The sequence below is a fragment of the Mucisphaera sp. genome, assembly GCF_965279675.1.
GTDB lineage: Bacteria > Planctomycetota > Phycisphaerae > Phycisphaerales > Phycisphaeraceae > Mucisphaera.
On record NZ_CBDIIJ010000002.1, the window covers coordinates 1,740,812 to 1,759,255 of the forward strand.

The window sequence follows — 18,444 nt, forward strand, 5'->3', positions numbered from 1 at the left end:
ACGATGCGACAAGACAGAACGCTAGTCGTGCTTCGGCCGACCCAGCCCGTAACCCATCGCCGCGCCCGCAACCCCAGCCGATGCAAAGTAGATCGGCAGCATCAACGCCAGCCCCGTCATCCGACCCGAAAACCAAGAGCTCTGCAGCATCTCATCCGACGTGAAGTTAAACGACGCCATCAGATACACCCCCAGACCCACCACCAGCGGGCTGATCAGCAAACCCCACGCCCGCGTCGACGGCACCGAAGCCCGCGCCACCCAGCCCCCAACCGCAAACCCGATCACCAACGCACCCACCACCTGACCCGGATCGGTCGACTTCGCCAGCAGGTTCGCCACCACCGCCCCAAGAATCGCCGTGATACCCAACGCCGCAAACGTCGCCGGTACCGACGTATGCCCCCGAGCCTGCTTGTCACGCAACCCCGCATGCAGAATCCCCGCCACCAGCAGCATGATCGACCACAAAAACGCCCACCCGATCATCTCAATCGCCAGATCGAGATAGACATGACGAAGCGTCTCCGATCGGAACAACAACCCGTCGATCGGACCCGCGTACCACGCCAGAATCGTCAGCGAAGCCGCCAACGTGAAAGCCCCCGTCGCCACACCCGACCACGCCGCCATCCCAACCCCCGCCACCACCGCCGGCAACGCCGCAAACCCCAAAGCCAACGCCGCCACCAGAATCGACGACCGCGCATCCATCACCGTCAGCCCTGTCCACCCGCCAGGCGGCATCGCCGGCCCGGCACCCCAGATCAGAATCAGGCTCGAAGCCACGACCAGCACCAGCATCGCAGCACGTTGGGGAACAGTAGGTAACACGCAGGAATTCCGAGGAAGCCAAAGGATTGGCGATGAGCAAACAGGGTTTCCGAGGGAAGGAGTGTGGGTGGTCAACGGCTCTCAGTGGCCCGCCAGAGTAAGGGCCCAACCGCCATCCAGCCAGTCTGAGCCCGATCAGCCCACCCAGCCGGCCAGATCGGCCGCCGCATAGCTCACAATCAGGTCCGCCCCCGCACGACGGATCGCGAACGCCGTTTCCAGATGGGCCTCCCGCCGATCCAGCAGCCCCTCCCGCGCCGCCGCCTCGACCATCGCATACTCACCCGACGTGTGATACGCAGCCACCGGCAGATCCGTATGCCCACGCACCGCCGCAACGATGTCCAGATACGTCGCCGCCGGCTTCACCATCACCAGGTCAGCTCCCTGCTCCAGATCCAGATCCAGCTCCGTCCGCCACTCCCGCGACCGACGCGGATCCATCTGATACCCCTTCCGATCACCAAACGCCATGTGCCCACCCCCCGCATCACGGAACGGCCCGTAGAAAGCCGAGGCGTACTTGATCGCATAACTCAGGATCCCCGTCTGCTCGAAACCCTCAGCGTCCAGCGCCGCCCGGATCGCACCCACCTGACCATCCATCATCCCCGACGGTGCCACCAGGTCCGCCCCCGCCCGTGCCTGCGCCACCGCCACCGCCCCAAGCCGCGCCAGCGTCGCATCATTATCCACCGACCGATCCCCGGCCAGCGGCCCACAATGCCCATGATCCGTGTACTCGCACAAACACAGATCAGGTATCAGAACCCCTGAGACCCCAGCCTCCCGAGCTTCGCGAACCAGCCGCAGCACAGGACTCTCCGGGTCGTGCGCATGGCTGCCAACACCATCCTTCCTGCCCGGCTCGGTCACCCCGAACAGCAGAAACGCCCCGATCCCCACATCACCCAGCCGCCGAATCGCGGCCAGCGCCTCCCCAACCGGCAGCTGCTCCGCCCCCGGCAGCGTCGGAATCGCCCGCCGCTCAGCCAGATCCGCCACAAAAAGCGGCGCAATCAGGTTCGACGGCCGCAAACCCACGTCCGCCACCAGCTCCCGCAGGCCCGGAGTCCGACGCAGCCGCCTCGGTCGATGAAAAGGATGTGACATACCGCCAGTTTACGCCGGATCAGCCAACCGTCCCGACAACAAGACCCACATCACACCAGACGCCAGAGCCTAAGACACCCCCACCAGCGCACCCTGGGTCACCTTCCGCTCCGAAGCCGTCAGATAGCACTGCGGGTCCATCCCCATGAAGTCACCCGTCGCCACCTCGGCACGCGTCCGCAGATTCCCATTGCACACGCCCAGGAACCGGCACTCCCGGCAACGATCCGGCAGCCCCGCCGGCCGCTTCCGAAGCGCCCGCAGCCGAGGCGACATCGGATCACCCCAGATCTCACCAAACGTCGCCTGACGAACATTCCCGCAAGGATGATGCCACGAGAACTGATCGATAAACACATCACCCGTCGGACCGATCGACGCGATGTGCGAGCCACTCTGATTCCCACCATTGCCCCGAAGCTTCGCCCACAACTCCTTCGCTCGCTCCGGCTCTTCCTTCTCGAGACGAAGCATCGCATACGCCTGATCGCAGTGGTTCCCCACCGTCAACACTTCGATCTCCTGACCCCTCGCATGCGAAGCCCGCGTCCAGCGAAACACCCGATCCACCACCTCACGCGTCTGCTCAGGCGACAAATCACAGTCACGAAGCGCCTTCCCACGACCCGCATAAGCCAGGTGATACACGCAGATCCGATTGATGCCCCGACGAGCACACAGATCCAGCAACGGCTCCAGCTCCGCCTCATTCAATGCATGAACCGTAAACCGCGCCCCCACCTTCAGACCCGCATCCTGACAACGACGAATCGCCGCCAGAGCCTTGTCGAAGGCACCCACCTTGCCACGCAGACGATCATGCGTCTCTCGCAAACCGTCCACCGAAATACCCACATACTTCAGGCCGGCCCGCTTCAGCCGCTGCGCCACATAATCATCGATCAGCATCCCGTTGGTCGACAGCGTGCAGCTGATACCCAGCGCCACCGCATGATCCACCAGCGCCAGCAGGTCCGGCCGCATCAACGGCTCACCACCCGACAGCAACAACCCCGGAACCCCAAACGCCCGCAGATTCTCAATCAGCGTGAACGCCTCAAGCGTCGACAACTCATCCGGCATCGGCTTCAAACCCGCCGCCGCATAGCAATGCTTGCACGTCAGATTGCACGCCCCCGTCACCGCCCAGGCCACCACCGGACGAGGCGCATCCGGATACAACTCCGCCTTCAACGGCTTGAGCAGACCGTCCCGCTCCGCCGCCTCCGGACGATGACCGTAACGCAGACGCTCGTTCCCACTCGACTGCCCACACAACACATTCGTCACACTAAACATGGTCTGCATCCTTACTCAATGACCTGACCGCCAGCGGCGGGACATACGCGCAGTCCGGCTCCGACGCCAACACATCGTGTGTCACCGCGTAAGCCCTCGAACGACTACCGCCGCAGACCCGCCGATACGGACACACCCCGCACTTGCCACGCAAGCGATCGGGGTCCTGCAAAGCCTGGAAGAGCTCGTGGTGCCTGTACACATCCACCACCGATGAATCCGGGAACCGACCGCAGTCGATCGGCAAAAAGCCGGAGGGATTGATCTCCCCGACATGACTGATAAACACCACACCCCGACCATCATTCACCCCCATCTTCATCCGCGCCGCAGACAGCATCGGATCCCCACTCCGCTCGATCACATACCGCCGGTAGAACGGCGCCTCCGTCGTCTTGATCAGATAGGGCTGCTGCCGACTCTGAACCATCAGCCGCTCGAACACCCGCTCGTAATCAGCAGGCGAAATCCGCGCCAGCAACCCACCCCGACCCGTCGGCACCAGGAAGAACACCGACCACCGCTTGATCCCCAGCGTCCCCAGCAGCTCCGCCATCGCATCCACCTGATCCACGTTGTCCCGTGTGATCGTCGTGTTCACCTGCGTCGGCAACCCCAGCTCCCGTGCATCCGCCAGAATCCGAAGCGCCCGCTCAAACGTGCTCGGCACCTGACGCAAGCGCCGATGCGTCGCCTCATCCACCCCATCCAGACTCACCGCCAACGCCGTCAGCCCCTCCTCCTGCAAACGCTCGATCCGCTCCCGCGTCACCCGTGGCGTCGTCGACAAAGCCACCGCCGGCCGCAACCCCAGCTCCGACGCACGAGCCACCAGCTCCGGCAAATCAGGCCGCCGCACCGGATCGCCCCCCGTCAGCACCACCTGCGGGCGATCCTCAAACCCCGCCAGATCCTCCAGCAGCGCTACCCCCTGAGCCGTCGTCAGCTCCGCAGGATCCCGATGCACCTGTGCACACGCCCGGCAGTGCCGGCACGCCAGATCACACGCCCGCGTCACCTCGTAAAACGCCACAACCGGGCTTCGGCACACGTCGTGCCGGGGAGCTTGAGGATGGAATGGAAGCACGATGCGTCTCCAAGAGATGCCAGGTGAGCCTGGGATCATAAGACCCCTTATTCTTTTAATATAGGCTTATCCGACGCCCCAGCCAAGCCCGGAACCGGGCAAGCCCCCAAAAAAACCAAAAATCGCGGGTTTCCCCCAGCTTTCCAACCAACCCAGCCACGACCACAGCTACCCCGGCCGCTCGCCCTCTACACCTGATTCAGACCCCCACAACCGCCGCCAGACCTAAGCCAGCAGATCCAGATTCGCCCCCACCCCGTCACCGCCCGTCGCCGCCGCCACGGCCTGCGTGCTCACCTCCGCCGCCTGCTCCAAGAGCGAAATCGCCGCCGCCCCCGCCTGCTTCTGCTGATCCAACGCCGCCCCTAACGCCTTCATCCCCACCTCCGCCTTCAACTGCGATGACGCCGCCGCGTTGCTAACGATCCCACCAATCTCACTCATCACTGTCTCCGTGCGTGAAGTCTCACCGACAACATCGGCCACATCCTCGAATCACTCCTCTTCCCGTCGCACCGACCGAGACCACCAGCCAACGTCCCCATAAAAAAGGCGGCACGGCCTCAAGCCGTGCCGCCTTCTGTATTCAGTTGGTTAATCCAGCGTCGACTTACTTCCGACGACGCAGCCCCATCGCCGCCAGACCGGCCAGGCCCAGAGCCGCCGTGCCGGGCTCGGGCACCACCGTCAGCGAGACGTTGTCGAAGCTCACGCCGCCACCACCCGAGCTCAGGTCCGAAGGACCACCCAGACGGATGATGTCAAAACCACCGGCCGGGTTCATCGTGATGCTCTCAACACGCGTCGCGTTGATGTTGCCGTCACCGTTCAGGTCCAGCGTGAACACCGCCTGAGTGTCCGAAATGTCCACCGAGAAGGTGTGCCAGCCAACCACCGGAGCGTTGGTCAGCGGAGCACCCGCGTCATCAACCATGTTCTCGAAGGCAAACCAGTTCGAGCCGCCGGCACCAAATAGCACCGTACGAATCGCGTAGTGGCTCGGGCTGTTGTACATGCCCATCTCGATGATGTTCGCACCAGCAGCCGTACGAAGACCAGCCGTCGTCCGCTTGTTGGCGCTCGTGCCATCGTCATAGATATCGGCCGTGAAACGCAGGATGTCCGTCGCCGTCGGCGTCACCGGGGCAAAACTCAGGCTGTTGGTGTTGTCGCCACTGAAACTGCCGCCCGTACCGGGGTGCGACATCGACTGACCGGGATTGCCAAAGCCGTTGTCCAACGTGCCCAGGCTCAGCGACCAGACGCCGCCCATGGCCGCCGTATCCGCATAAGACTCAAAATCCTCGCTCACGATCACGCTGGCCGAAGCCACACCCGTCATCGCCATCGCCGCAAAAGCACCCATCAGCATCGTCTTCTTCATCTTGTCTCTCCTACTGGAAACAGGAAACCCAAAATGCCAAAGCAGCCCGCACGCGCAGACCCTTGGCCGTCTTCAACACTACAGCATGCACCACCCGAGCCAGCCGTCCATCCGAATCCCGCCTCAACGGTGAATTAAATCTCTCGCCCGTCCGCCACCCCCCACCACAGACCGCGCTACTTATCCAAACCCCCATCCGCTCCCGCCGCCCCATCCTCACCGCCGTCGCCCTCCTCGTCGTCTAACTCGTCCTCATCATCATCCCCACCCATCGAGAACTTGCCCGCCTGACGACGCTTCAGCCGACGCTCCGCCCGCACCCGCGACCGCTCGTCCGGCCACGCAAACGCATCCAGGTCCTCCACGTCAGGCGACGCCGCCACCGCCATGTCATCAGCCATCGCCCGATGATCCTCCGAGGCCGGCCGCAGCAGCAGATCCCTCAGATCCTCGCCCTGCTCCACCAGCAACTCGCGCTGCCGCACCAACTCGAGCACCGCCAGGAACAGCCCCACCTGCTCCATCCGGTCAGCCCGCTCCGCGAAGATCTGCCGCAACCGAATCCCGCCCACACCGCCACGCTGTACCAGGTCCCGCATGTCCTCCATATGCAGCGACAAAGGCGTCTCATCACCGCCCACATCGTGAACCGCCGGACCACCGATCGATTCCAGCACCCGCTCATACGTCGCCGCCAGTGTCAGCGCGTCCGCCTCCTCCAGATCGATCTCGATCGGCTCGGCCTCCGCCTCATCCCGCTCCACCCGACGCGGCCGCCGAATCTGAACCCCAAACCGCTTCGACCACGCCTCCGCCCGCTCACCCAGCGCCGTCGCCGCATCCCGATACCGCTTGTAAGCCAGCAGCGCCCGAATCAGATCGGCACGCGGGTCTGCCGCCTCGCCCTCACCCTCATCGCCACCCTCCGCTTCCTCACCCGCCGGCACCAGCGACCGGCTCTTGAGCTCAATCAGCGTCGCCGCCACCACCAGAAACTCACCCGCCCGATCCACATCAATCCGATCCAGCCCCTCCAGCTGATCCAGATACTGCTCCGCCAGCCGCGACATCGAGATGTCATGCAGGTCCACCTCCTGCCGCTTCACCAGATGCAGCAGCAGATCCAGCGGCCCATGAAACGCCGACAGATCCACCCGATACCCCGCATTGATGTCAGGCGTCGTCCGCGTCGTCATCCCCCCATCCTACTAGCACCCCATCGATCGGGCTCCCGGACACCACTTTCACGGTCAGTTAGCAGCGTAACGTCGTCGGAGGAGCCCTAGTAACCACCTAGCCCAAAAAACCCTTGGCACGCCACCCCCAATCAGTATGCTTAGGTTGGCATTTCAAAGACAAGGGAGAAACCCTATGCCACGCCTCTCCGGGTGTATGTCCGCATGGCTCGTCAGTCTCGCAGTCACCACCTCAGCACAAGCCGCCTTTACGTTCACGATCGACTCGGACGATTTTGTCACCAACCAGGTTTACGGTGACGTCCTCATCTACCGGGTCGATATTGTGATCGACGAAGTCCTGCTGCCCGGACGCAGCTACCTCAATCCCACGCTCCAACGCGTCAGGTACTTCCTGCAAGGACGTGTGCACTCCGCGGACGACGAACCCTCGACCATCGAGCAGGAACTCTCCGGATCAGAGTTCTACGACATAGCCGGCGGGATCAACTTCGCCGTCAAAGCCGATGCCGAGTTGGAAGATGGGCTGCAGCTCAGCGAACTCGCGTCTCTCGACGGAAATCCTGAGGGCGCCCTTTTTTTTATGAATTACAACCGCTTGGCAGGCATCCTTTACGCGCCAGTTTTCTTGTTACGAGGTGATGGAGTCGGAAGATTCGCAGGTCATGGTCAGGAAGATAGGCCCGGCAGCGTCTACCGTAACGATCTGGTCTACAACCTCGAAGAAATCACCGTGGTCGTTCCCGAACCCACCACCGCCACCCTCCTCGCCTTGACCAGCCTCACGCTCGTCCGCAGATCAAGCTGAGTGCCATCCAAGCGCAATCCCGAAAAAGTAGATGCGCGGGGTCGCTATGATCTGCCCCCATGGGCCTTTTCACCGCCGCCATCTCCAAGCTCAAGTCCGCCCTCACGCGCACCCGTGAGGCCTCGACCAGCACGATCCGGTCCATCCTCATCGGCCAGCAGCTCTCGCCCGAGCTCATCACCCGCATCGAGCGCCTGCTCATCGAGGCCGACGTCGGCGTCAAGACCGCCGTCGAACTCCGCAAGGACCTGCAGGCCGCTTACGAACGCTCCGAAATGACCACCGGCGACGAGGCGCTCGCCTTCCTCAAGGACCAACTCACCGCCTACTTCCCCGCCGAAGATCGCGAGCTCAACCTCCAGCCGCCCGGCACCACGACCGTCATCCTCGTCGCCGGCGTCAACGGCGCCGGCAAGACCACGTCCATCGCCAAGCTCTGCCACCGGCTCCGCGAAGACGGCAGGTCCGTCGTCCTCGGCGCCTGCGATACCTTCCGCGCCGCCGCCGTCGATCAGCTCGAAACCTGGGCCGGCCGCTTAGGCGTCCAGGTCGTCAAAGGCCAGCAGGGGGGCGATCCCGCCGCGGTCGCCTTCGACGCCGCCCAGGCCGCCACCGCCCGAAACGCCGATGTGTTGATCCTCGACACCGCCGGCCGGCTCCAGACCCAGGAGCCGCTGATGCGGCAGCTCACCAAGATCCAGTCGGTCGTCCGTAAGCATCTCCCGGATGCACCCCACGAAGTGCTGCTCGTGATCGACGCCACCACCGGGCAGAACGGCGTCAATCAGGCCAAGGTCTTCTCCGACGCCATCAGCACCACCGGCATTTTTCTGACCAAGCTCGACGGCACCGCCCGGGGCGGGATCGTGATCGCGATCCGCGAGCAGCTCGGCCTGCCGGTCAAGCTCATCGGCACCGGCGAGACACCGCAGGACGTGGCCCCCTTCGAGCCCGAGGCCTTCGTCGAAGCCATGTTCGCCGAGTAGCCCGGCTACCTTTTCAGGGTTTCTGCCGGACGAAAGCGCTTACGTCACGGCATGACCCGTGCAGGCCTGACGTAATTGCTGTTCATTGGGTGTGATTGGTTATGTCTATTTGTCCGGCCGTCACTTAGGGGTTTACGTCAGGTGGGTAGAATCTGACGCAAAATGGCTAACTAGCCCTTGTCAGGGCGTTGGATCGTGGTGCGTTATCGGAGCGCATCATGTCTTTCCCTTGGTTGGACGCAAGGGCCAGCGCTCCAGGGATGGTGATGCTTACAAAAGGGAGAATGGCAGCCACGCGAGGTGGCGGCCGCCTGCACCCATCGGAGGAGGGGGGCAGGCGACCCGCGGCTTCGGGCTCCGACGACCTGCTTTGGCGGGTTGCCGCACGGCCTGATCGTCGCCCCCGCCACAACGGACCCTTGACGGGGTCCAAGCGGCGCTGCCGTGTCAGGAATCCCCGCGAAACGGATCGCTCGGGCTTGCCCGAGCCTTCCCGAGGCGGAGAGAACGCAGGGATTCCCGGAAAGGCCATCGGAGAGGGTGGCCTTTCTTTTTTTTTTTGCACCCAGCGGGGCTGAGGGGCTGTGGTGGGCGTTTCTGATGTTGTGAGATGGGGGCCGATCGGTCTTCGGCGGGATTCTCAGGCAGCGCGCACAGAGCGACAGGGTGATCTCATCGGTCTGAGCGCCGTGATGTCCAAAATCGATCGAATTGGGGTAATAACGAGACGGTTCTGGCTCGAAACGGACCAGAATTGATCGTTTACGGGCCGGTAAGGCCCAACGCGTCAGAGTCGAGCCAGAGCGTGACCGGGCCGTCGTTTTCGATCAAAACCCGCATATCTGCGCCGAATCGGCCGTTTTCGACGCGTCGGACGCCCAGCTCGCTCAGCAGCTCGCCAAACCGTGCGCACAGCGGTTCGGCGATCTCGGGCGGGCCGGCCCCGATGAAGCTCGGCCGCCTGCCCTTGCGTGCATCCCCAAAGAGGGTGAACTGCGAGACCACGAGCGCGCCGCCCTGCACGTCGAGCACTGAGCGGTCGAACCGGCCGGCGTCGTCGGGGAAGAGCCGGAGGTGGACGATCTTCTCGGCGAGTTTGCGGGCGATGGTTTCGTTGTCGTCGGGGCCGACGCCGACGAGCAGGACGTAGCCGCGGCCGATCTCGCCGAGGGTCTGGCCGTCGACGGTGACGGATCCCCGGGTGACGCGTTGCAGGAGTATCCGCACAGAGTGCCTCGCTTCACAGTTGCTTTCGCTGTTCTAAGACGACAGCGGTCGTTCGTCTTCACGACTCGGCATTATCCGGTAAAGCGTTGATCTGGGGTGGACTTTGGCGGTTGCGCGGGTATGTTTTGACGTGGCAAGCGAACCTGCTTGTCGGGCGGTTCCTTGCCCATTTTTACTTTTTACCACTTGACCGTTTCGGGAGATAAACCATGCTTTCTACTCGTGCTTCCTTGTCTTGTGCTCTGTTGGTTGGGTTGGTTGCCGTGGGTTCGGCTCAAGCCGCCACGATCACGACGATCACCGATCCTGCGGCTTCGGCGGTTTTCGCTGGGAGTTCTTCGTTCACCAAGCTGGCGGAGTCGCGGGTGCGCGGCATCACCAGCGGGACATGGGCATTCGCGACGGGTATCGAGGTCGGTCAGACGCCGACGGCGTCGAACTTTGCCCACTCGGGTCGTGTGAACAGCCTGCCGGATCCGATCCGGTTTACCTGGACGCTGGACGCGGGCGTCTCGACGCTCACGGTTTTCAGTGACGATCAGGGCACGGTGTTCGGGAACGTCCCCAGCTTCAACGTGCCTTCGAGCGCGGAGGCGACCGATCTGATCATCAGCCTGCGTGCCACCGACCGCGGCGGCAGCAATCCTGTGGATGCCGGTGTGCTGAAGATCGATGATCTGGTGGTAAATGGGGTTGACCTTGTCGATTCTTCCGACAACTTCGAAGCTTCGGACGGGTTCTTTCATCTGCATGTGTCGGACCTGTCGGGACCGCTGACAGTGGATGGTGTTTTGACGGGCGGGAACTTCGCTACCAACCGGCTGTCAGAGCGTCTGCGTTTCAACGCGAAGGCTTACAACGTGTTGCCTGGTGGCCCGCCCGTTGTGCCGACGCCGGCTGGTTTTGCAGCGGGTCTGCTGGGGCTCGGCGCTCTCGCGCTTCGTCGGGCTCAGTAAGCTCGGCGGTTTAGATAACAGCTCAACCCAAGCCCGGCTTTGTGGCCGGGCTTTTTTGCGCGCGGGTTGCCTGGTTCTCGCAGTTTGCCAAGGCGTTACAGGGGGGTTCGTGTGGCGGCGAGTCGGTGATTTTTTGTGGTCGGGCGGTGGCTTTGGGGCATGCTGAATTGGAGGCTTCTGTTGTCGGCGTGTGATCGCGGCTGTGTGGCCGGGTCGCTCGCTGGGACGTGAACAGGAGCAAGATGATGCGTGGACTACTCGCTGGATGCCTGGTTGCCGGGACGCTTGGCCTTGGGGCCGGCGTGGCTCAGGCGGGTCCGATCAGCACGTCGTTTGTGTCGGGCACGGGTGGCGGCGACCAGGTGGCGCATAGCCGTGTTCGCGGTTGGAGCACGGGCTGGGAGGCGGCGACCGGCGAAGAGGTGGGTGTGCCGGGTCATCCGAACAGCAGTTGGAACTGGACGCCTGCCAATCGGACGCAGTCGTTCGTGTGGGACTTCTCGGGCGGCGTATCGACGCTGACGATCAATGGGCGTTCGATGATTGAGAGCGCTTTGTTTAACGGTGTGACGGATCTCTACCTGCAATTGCGAGCGACGGATTATCGCGGGACGGCTGGTTACCTGGATGCGACGGACCTGGAGCTGACGACGGATGGTGAGACGACGGTGTTGCCTGATCTGTCGGCGGCGAGTGGGTGGTCGGGCTTGTTGAAGATTTCCGGCCTTGATGGGCTCGGGACGAGCTTCCGGCTGGAGGGTGTGCTCAGCGGCAACTTTGATGAGATCAAGGAAGAGCGGATCAAGATCGAGATGAAGGCGTATTACGACCCATCGGTGGATTCATCGGTGCCGTCGCCTGGGACGGCGGTGCTTGGCGGGGCTGGTGTTGGCTTCTTGCTCCTGCGGCGCGGTGTGTAGCCGTGTCGGTGTGATGTGAGCCTCTGGCGGTCTAACGGCTGCCCGGGGCTTTTGACGGGACGTTTGAGAAAGGTGCACGGCGTGTGTCGTGTGGTGCGTGTCCCGGGTTTGTTACAGGAGCTGGAGATGAAGACCTGGATGATGCTTGGAGCGTTGGTTGTGGCGTGTTCGATGGGTTCGGCCGTGCAGGCCTCGCCGTTGGATGCGCTCAAGATTCAGGGGATTTCGATTCCCAAGCCCAAGATGGTGGTTCCCGAGCCGGGTACGGCTGCCGTTCTTGCGGCTGGGGTGGGTGGTTTGATGCTTCGTCGTCGGGCGTGAGTCTGGCGAGATGAAGGCATCCTGAGCCCCCGGCCCCCCCCCGCATTGATGCGATGGGTGCCGGGGGGCTTTTGCGTGCGCGGGGTGTGGTCCGCCTGCGGCGGATCTCACTTCGTTCGACGGGTTACGAAGAGGCTTGCGAAGGCCAGCAGAGCGGCGGTGGTGGGTTCGGGGATGGGGCCTGTGAAGCCGAAGTTCTTTGCGAACATCGAGAGGTCGATGAGGTCGACGCTGTTGTCGCCATTGAAATCGCCATGGGCGCGGCTGGCGTTGGTTCTGCCGAAGTTGGCAGAGAGTGTCGAGAGGTCCATCATGTTGACGGCGTTGTCGAAGTTGGTGTCGCCATCGATCACGTGGATCGCGCGGAGGAGGGCGTTGGGGTCGATGTAGTCGCTGCCTGAATTGAAATCGGGTACCAGATCGAGCGTCAATGGCGTTACGTCTGCCAGGATGGCCTCGAGGGTGACGTCTCGCTGGGTGATCGTGAAGGCTTCACCGGGTAACAGGGTGATTTCTGTACCATCGACAGTGAGGTTAGTGAGAAAGAGGGTGTTGGTGCTGCCTGCGAAGGCGCGGAAGGCTCCGAGGAATTCTCCCCCAGCGAGTGTGAGGTTGCTGGATGAGAGTGAGTCGAAGTCGGGTTCGAAGGTTCCGCCCGCGAGGGTGACGTTGCTTCGGGCCTGGAAGCGTGTGCCGAAGTTGCCGCCTGTCACGAAGACTGTGCTATCACCTTCTGCGTTGAAGCCGCGGCCGAAGGTTCCGCCTGAGATGTGGACTTTGGCGTTGTCTGTCACTTCCTGACTGCTGCCGAAGATGCCATCGGTGATGGTGACTTCTGATGAGCCGTTGATGATCAGCTGGCTGTACTGTCCGCTGTGGATGGTGATGTCACTGTCGGTGATGTTTGATGCTGTTCTGGGGATAGGGGTGACTGTGACGTTGTTGAGTGTGGCGGTTGAGCGAACGAATTCGAAGCTGGAGCCGGTGACATCGGTGAGGTCTGCGTGGCTGTCTGTCAGTTGCAGAACGTTAATGGTTGCGCCGAGAGCGGTGATTTCTGCAGATGTGTGAGCGCGGAGGACATTTACGTAAGCGGCTTCTTCGATAATGACAGTTCCCGCACCTGCATGAAGTACGTTGACACGCACGGTCTCGTGGATGCTGGCTGCTGAGCCGTTCACTAGTATTCGATCCAGATTCCCACCAAGTATGTCGGCGGTGGCGTTGTCGTTGACTGTGATTGTATTGAGGTTGCCGCTGTGGACGGTGACTTCGCTGTCATCGAATAATTCGAGGTTTCCGGCTATCTCAACGTCCTTAAAGTTGATCGCGGTTCCTTCATAGGCCTTGATGCTGTGCAACTGGGCGAGGTCAATGGTGATGGTTGAACGGTAAGCCGTCATATTGGCAATGTCGCCACTCTCAACGTGAAGGTCGGCATCGATGAGGTGCATGCCATTGGGTATGATGGCATTTCCGGTAACTATCACACTTTCATGCGGACGGATTCCGCCGTAGTAGTTCTGGCCGTTCGTACCGGTGATGATTCTTCGTTCATCGCTGATTTGCGGGATGTTTGCGGGGACGAGGGTGAGGGCATCGGGGTAGCCACCGATTCGAATCACATTCCCGTCGGTTAGGGTCGCTGTCAAAACTTGGCCATGGTCAATCCTGCCGAAGCGATCTAGCTCGAGCGCGTGCAGTCCGGGAAACGGTTTTCCATCCAGGTAGAACTCTCCGCCATAGATTCGGACGTCGCTGCCTTGGCCGCCAAACAGCTGGTTTTCGACTGTGCCGGCGGTGATATGGACTTCGCTGCCGGCCTCGGCGGCGAAGGATCTACCCAGGTGTCCGCCATGCATGTTGAAGGTGCTGCCTTCCTCGGCCGCGAGTCCGGCGATATCCCCGCCTGACATGTTGATGGTGGATTGATCGGTCAGGATGACGGAGCCCACTGTACCGCCAGTGAGGTTGAGTGTGGTTCCCCTGTAGAGCCTTCTCAGGCCGCGCCCATTGCCTGCAGACATGTTGATGGTGGTATCAACGGCTTCGAAGCCACTTTCGATCTGTCCGCCTGACATGTTGATCTCGGCGTCGATGGCGGAGAAGTATTCGGGGAGGCTGCCGGTGTCGGACAGGTTGAGTGTCTGACCAGGCCGGAGTCCGCGGAGTTGGGTGGGGCCGCTATTAACGGTGATGGGGTTGGTGTCGATGGCGGGTAGGTTGGTGTTGATAAGATTGATGGCTGACCTTGCATCGACATAACTCGTCAGGGAATTTGCCACGATGGTGGGTGTGCCGTCTTCGAGTGTGAAGGTCAGGATCTGGTTGGGTTGGAGGTGATTGTCGGGGAGGCTGGTGATGGGTGTTCCATCCAAGCGGAAGTCGGTGCCTGTGATGTTGGTGGTGCTGTCGTCGTTGAGTCTCACACCGCCACCGAGGATGCCGCCTGAGAGATTAAGTCTGGCATTATGCTCTAGTGAGATGTAGCCGGTGTTTACTCCGGCATTCATGTTGATTGTGGCGTTGCCACCTGCGGATAGACGGCCTTCAACGGCCGCGCCATTGTTGATGAGTACGGATTGATTGGCCAGATAAAAAGCCGAATCATTGTTGTCAGCTAAGACGCCACCATTAAGCATGATCTGGCTGTTGCCGTAGGCCTTGTTGTCTTCCCGGATCGTGCCTGCGTTCAGAGTGAGCGTGGCGTTGTTCAGGGTTAGCTCAGAGCTGATCAGTCCGCCATTATTGGTAATGTGGGTGTTGTTTTCGGCGGTGAAACTACTGCGTATCAAACCGCCGGGGGTGATACTAATGATTGCATTGGTGACCGTGCTCTTATCTACGAAGTTCTGAGCATAGTTTGCAATGCTTAAGAAGGTTCCGCCATCGTTGATGTTGATGGTGGTGCTCTTGAGGTCAAAGCCGTTGAGGTCGGGGATGGTCTCGTTGAAGGGGGGTGGGGGCGGTCCTTGGTCTTTGAGGGGTCCGAGGACGCCGTTGTTGTTGACGTTGATGGTGAGGTCGGGTCCGAAGGTGAAGGTCTGTCCGTTGAGGGTTCCGGTGACGGTGGAGCCCGTGACGTCGTAGCTAATGTTGGTGTCGGCCTGGGTCAGGGACTGGCCGTCGTTGATGTCGATGGTGGTGTTGGCCTGGGCTGATAGTGAGAGAGCGAGCGCGGCGGTGAGGCAGCAAGCGGTGATGCGGGCGGACATTCTCGTGCCTCCGGGTTTGGGCAGATAGGCGAGTCTGAACTCTGATTATATTCGATGTCCGGCATGAGCATGAAGGCGATTCATTGATTTTGCTTGTTTTAACCGTATGGCAACCAAAAACCCCGGCGTTAAGCCGGGGTTGGGTGGGTTTGTATTGGTTTGGTCTGTCGTGATGGGTCAGACGCGGGCGAGGGGTTTTTCGCCTTGGTTGAGGACTGGGAGGGCGACGAGGGAGTTTTCGCGTCGGGACATGAGGGCGCCTTCTTTGGCGGGTGAGGCGTGTCCGGGTGAGCGGGTCATGGCGGAGGCGGGGTCGGCCTGGTGTTCGACTTCGTCGAAGGTGGTGTAGTTGAGGCCGAGGTCCTTGAGCATTTGTTGGTCTTGCTGGGGGGTGCGGCCGAAGGTGGTGAGGTAGTTGCCGATGAGGAAGGAGGAGCCGCCTGCGAAGAAGATCCAGGACTGGAGGTCGCGGAGGATTTTCTCGCGGCCGCCTGCGATTTTGAGTTCGCGGTCTGGGAGGATGAATCGGTAGACGGCGATGATGTGGAGGGCCTGCATGGGTTCGAGGGGTGTGACCTCGCCATACATGGGTGTGCCCTGGATGGCGTTGAGGAAGTTGATGGGGACGACGTCGGCTCCGAGGTCGCGGAGGGCGAGGGCCATGTCGACGCGGTCGTCCCAGTCTTCCCCCATGCCGAAGATCCCGCCTGAGCAGATGGAGAGTCCGGCGGCTTTGGCGTTTTTGATGGTCTGGACGCGGTCTTTGTAGGTGTGGGTGGAGACGATGTTGGCGAAGTGTCGGGCGGAGGTTTCGAGGTTGTGGTTGACGCGTTGGACGCCCATGTCTTTGAGGCGTTGGGCTTGTTCGGGGGTGAGTTCGCCGAGGGTGGCGCAGGGTCGGATCTTGCCTTGCTCGGCGGTTTTGCGGAAGAAGGGTTCGAGCCAGTCGAGTTCGCGGTCGGTGGGTCCGCGGCCGGAGTTGACGATGCCCATGGAGGAGGCGCCGTTGGCGAGAGCTTCGTCGGAGGCTTCGAGCATCTCCTCGACGGTCATTTTGTCGGGGGTGACGTGGGTTTTGTAGTGTTTGGACTGTGAGCAGTAGGAGCAGTCTTCGGAGCAGGCGCCGGTTTTGCCGGTGACGATGGAGCAGAACTTGACCTGCTTGCCGACGAACTTGATGCGGATCTTGTTGGCCCAGAAGAAGAGGTCGTAGAGGTCGTCGCCCTGGAGGGTGGTGAGGAAGGTGGCGTCTTCGCGGGAGATCGGGTTGCCGGCGAGGACGCTGGCGGCGATGTCGGCGAGTTTGTCGGTGGGGAGGGGGGTGTTGGGAGAGATCATGCTGGGTGTCCCGGCTGGGTGTTGGTGGAGTTGGAAAAGAAGGGGCGTTGCGAGCGTTTTAGCGTCGCTGGCCGCCTTGTTCGGACGGTGTGCTGAAGAGTTCGGTGAGGTTGAGGACCGCGGCGGGGATCATGCGGTTGCGGTTGACGTCGAGCCGGTAGACGAAGAGTCGTTCGGTTCGGTTGTCGAGGACGAAGAGGGACTCTTCGCCTGATCGGGTTTGTGCGGTCATGAGGGTGATGTCGTCGCGGTTGACGAGGAGGGCGGCGTCGGCGGTGTTGTCGAGGGCGGCGAGTCCTTCGCGGCCGTGGGTGAGCAGCAGGCCGGCGAGCACGAACGCGGAGGCGATGAGTGCGTAGCAGGCGAGTTGGGTGACGAGTTTGTGGGTGGGGTCGTGGGGGGTGGCCATGGCTGGCTCCGGCGTTGGATTGGTTTAGTAGCGTGAGCGTCGGTTGGTGGCGTTGTTGCCTTCGGCTTCGGTGAGGTCTCTGGTGAGGTCGCGTGAGGCGATGAACTCGAAGCGGTTGGTGGAGGCGTTGAAGAAGCCTGCGACGACTCTGGAGTTGGAGAGGTTGACGAGGTAGACGGCGGCTTGGCTGGATCGGCCGGTGACGTCGCCAGCGATCATGAGGTAGTTGCCTTTGGCCATGCCCTGGGCGAGGGCGGGCTGTGGCTGTGGGAGCATGGTGGTGAAGCCGAGTCCGAAGAGGAGCAGGGCGTTGACGATGAGCAGGGAGGCGAGGGTTTTTCGGCCCATGGTGTTCTCCGCGGGGGCTGTTGCGGCCGGTTGTTTGCGGGCGGTGGGATGGCGTCGGGGGTGGGGGCGGGTCAGTCCTGGTGGGTTCGCTTGGCACTCATGAAGCTGCCCCAGAGGATGAGGCCGAGCGCGATGATGGCGACGACGATGACGATCCACTCGGGGATGGCGGGGTCCTGGAGGTCGCTGACGCCTTGGGCGATCTGGAGGAAATTATTCATGCATCCACTATAAGGAGCGGGCAGGTTGTGAGCAACGATCAAGAGACTAAGTGGTACGAACGAGGTGCAAACGATGGCGTTATGGCTCTGGCTGGGCTTGGCTTATCTCTGCGGGTCGATTCCGTTTGGGTTGTTGATCGGGTGGTGGAAGGGGATAGATATCCGGGCGCATGGGAGCGGGAACATTGGGGCGACGAATGTGGGGCGTGTGCTGGGGCGTGGCTGGGGGTTGTTCTGCTTTGGGCTGGATCTGCTCAAAGGTTTGGGGCCGGTGCTGGCTTATGCGGTGTTGGAGGGGGGGCTGGTGGGTGAGGGGGTGTCGGGGTCGCTGGCGGGGTTGGGGGTGGCGGTGTGTGGGACGGCGGGGCATGTGCTGCCGGTGTGGCTGAAGTTCAAGGGGGGCAAGGGGGTGGCGACTGGGCTGGGGGTGATGCTGGGCTTGTGGCCGGTGGTGACGGGTCCGGCGGTGGTGGTGGGGTTGATCTGGTTGGGCGTGACGTGGTGGTGGGGGTATGTGAGCCTGGGGAGTGTGGTGGCGGCGGCGTTGCTGCCGGTGCTGGCATGTGTGAGTGCGGGGTTGCTGGGGGCGTCGGTGGATGAGGTGGTGGTGTTTGGGGCGGCGACGGGGCTATTGGCGGGGCTGGTGGTGGTGAAGCATCGGGCGAATCTGGCGCGGCTTCGGGCGGGGACGGAGTCGCGGGTGGGTTGGGGTCGGCGGGGGGCTCTCTGAGGTTGTTGGTTTTCTTTAGGATGGGGCTGCGGCGGGTATGGATGTGAGCTGT

General features: G+C 62.1%; 19 protein-coding genes. 6 read left to right on the forward strand and 13 right to left on the reverse strand.

Annotated features, from left to right (window positions below; all coding sequences use genetic code 11):
- Positions 1-21 precede the first annotated feature (21 nt).
- The 7 genes from ACQZAB_RS07495 to ACQZAB_RS07525 form a co-directional block, all read right to left on the reverse strand.
- Positions 22-804: a hypothetical protein gene (locus ACQZAB_RS07495; RefSeq protein WP_428388517.1), complete on the reverse strand. Its 783-nt coding sequence runs from the start codon at positions 802-804 to the stop codon at positions 22-24.
- Positions 805-969: 165 nt separating this feature from the next.
- Complete coding sequence (gene hemB, locus ACQZAB_RS07500) at positions 970-1,947, reverse strand: porphobilinogen synthase (RefSeq protein WP_428388519.1); 978 nt, start codon at positions 1,945-1,947, stop codon at positions 970-972.
- A gap of 69 nt (positions 1,948-2,016) precedes the next feature.
- Positions 2,017-3,246, reverse strand: a complete 1,230-nt coding sequence (locus ACQZAB_RS07505) for a radical SAM protein (protein ID WP_428388521.1) — start codon at positions 3,244-3,246, stop codon at positions 2,017-2,019.
- Entirely contained in the window at positions 3,239-4,279 is a 1,041-nt protein-coding gene (locus ACQZAB_RS07510) for a radical SAM protein (protein WP_428388523.1), read from the reverse strand. The genes ACQZAB_RS07505 and ACQZAB_RS07510 overlap by 8 nt, the downstream gene beginning before the upstream one ends.
- Before the next feature lie 279 nt (positions 4,280-4,558).
- Positions 4,559-4,777 (reverse strand): hypothetical protein, encoded by a 219-nt coding sequence (locus ACQZAB_RS07515; RefSeq protein ID WP_428388525.1) that lies wholly within the window; start codon positions 4,775-4,777, stop codon positions 4,559-4,561.
- Between the two features lie 166 nt (positions 4,778-4,943).
- Entirely contained in the window at positions 4,944-5,717 is a 774-nt protein-coding gene (locus tag ACQZAB_RS07520) for a PEP-CTERM sorting domain-containing protein (protein WP_428388527.1), read from the reverse strand.
- A gap of 176 nt (positions 5,718-5,893) precedes the next feature.
- Positions 5,894-6,913, reverse strand: a complete 1,020-nt coding sequence (locus ACQZAB_RS07525) for a segregation and condensation protein A (protein WP_428388529.1) — start codon at positions 6,911-6,913, stop codon at positions 5,894-5,896.
- 175 nt (positions 6,914-7,088) lie between these two features.
- Here ACQZAB_RS07525 and ACQZAB_RS07530 point away from each other — a divergent pair, with 175 nt between their 5' ends.
- Together ACQZAB_RS07530 and ftsY are read left to right on the forward strand one after the other, a co-directional pair.
- A complete protein-coding gene (locus tag ACQZAB_RS07530) occupies positions 7,089-7,721 on the forward strand; it encodes a hypothetical protein (protein WP_428388531.1) in 633 nt (210 codons plus the stop codon).
- Between the two features lie 59 nt (positions 7,722-7,780).
- Positions 7,781-8,707 (forward strand): signal recognition particle-docking protein FtsY, encoded by a 927-nt coding sequence (ftsY, locus tag ACQZAB_RS07535; protein WP_428388533.1) that lies wholly within the window; start codon positions 7,781-7,783, stop codon positions 8,705-8,707.
- A 762-nt stretch (positions 8,708-9,469) separates the two neighbouring features.
- Here ftsY and dtd read toward each other — a convergent pair.
- Positions 9,470-9,934, reverse strand: coding sequence for a D-aminoacyl-tRNA deacylase (gene dtd, locus ACQZAB_RS07540; RefSeq protein WP_428388536.1), 465 nt, complete (start codon positions 9,932-9,934; stop codon positions 9,470-9,472).
- A gap of 209 nt (positions 9,935-10,143) precedes the next feature.
- On the opposite strand from dtd, the gene ACQZAB_RS07545 reads away from it, so the two are divergent.
- The 3 genes from ACQZAB_RS07545 (at position 10,144) to ACQZAB_RS07555 (ending at position 12,131) form a co-directional block, all read left to right on the forward strand.
- Positions 10,144-10,890 carry a hypothetical protein gene (locus tag ACQZAB_RS07545; protein WP_428388538.1) on the forward strand — a complete coding sequence of 249 codons (747 nt, stop codon included), beginning with the start codon at positions 10,144-10,146 and terminating at the stop codon, positions 10,888-10,890.
- A gap of 245 nt (positions 10,891-11,135) precedes the next feature.
- Positions 11,136-11,810, forward strand: a complete 675-nt coding sequence (locus ACQZAB_RS07550) for a hypothetical protein (RefSeq protein WP_428388540.1) — start codon at positions 11,136-11,138, stop codon at positions 11,808-11,810.
- A 126-nt stretch (positions 11,811-11,936) separates the two neighbouring features.
- Entirely contained in the window at positions 11,937-12,131 is a 195-nt protein-coding gene (locus ACQZAB_RS07555) for a PEP-CTERM sorting domain-containing protein (RefSeq protein ID WP_428388542.1), read from the forward strand.
- A 107-nt stretch (positions 12,132-12,238) separates the two neighbouring features.
- Here ACQZAB_RS07555 and ACQZAB_RS07560 read toward each other — a convergent pair whose 3' ends face one another.
- The 5 genes from ACQZAB_RS07560 to ACQZAB_RS07580 form a co-directional block, all read right to left on the reverse strand.
- On the reverse strand, positions 12,239-15,346 hold the full coding sequence (locus ACQZAB_RS07560) for a dockerin type I domain-containing protein (RefSeq protein ID WP_428388544.1): 3,108 nt from the start codon (positions 15,344-15,346) through the stop codon (positions 12,239-12,241).
- A 177-nt stretch (positions 15,347-15,523) separates the two neighbouring features.
- Entirely contained in the window at positions 15,524-16,684 is a 1,161-nt protein-coding gene (gene bioB, locus ACQZAB_RS07565; protein ID WP_428388546.1) for a biotin synthase BioB, read from the reverse strand.
- A gap of 58 nt (positions 16,685-16,742) precedes the next feature.
- Positions 16,743-17,093, reverse strand: a complete 351-nt coding sequence (locus ACQZAB_RS07570; protein ID WP_428388548.1) for a hypothetical protein — start codon at positions 17,091-17,093, stop codon at positions 16,743-16,745.
- Between the two features lie 24 nt (positions 17,094-17,117).
- A complete protein-coding gene (locus tag ACQZAB_RS07575; protein WP_428388550.1) occupies positions 17,118-17,441 on the reverse strand; it encodes a hypothetical protein in 324 nt (107 codons plus the stop codon).
- Between the two features lie 71 nt (positions 17,442-17,512).
- Positions 17,513-17,662 carry a hypothetical protein gene (locus ACQZAB_RS07580; protein ID WP_428388553.1) on the reverse strand — a complete coding sequence of 50 codons (150 nt, stop codon included), beginning with the start codon at positions 17,660-17,662 and terminating at the stop codon, positions 17,513-17,515.
- Between the two features lie 73 nt (positions 17,663-17,735).
- Between ACQZAB_RS07580 and ACQZAB_RS07585 the strand changes: the two genes are divergently transcribed.
- Positions 17,736-18,392: a glycerol-3-phosphate acyltransferase gene (locus ACQZAB_RS07585; RefSeq protein WP_428388555.1), complete on the forward strand. Its 657-nt coding sequence runs from the start codon at positions 17,736-17,738 to the stop codon at positions 18,390-18,392.
- Positions 18,393-18,444: the final 52 nt, after the last annotated feature.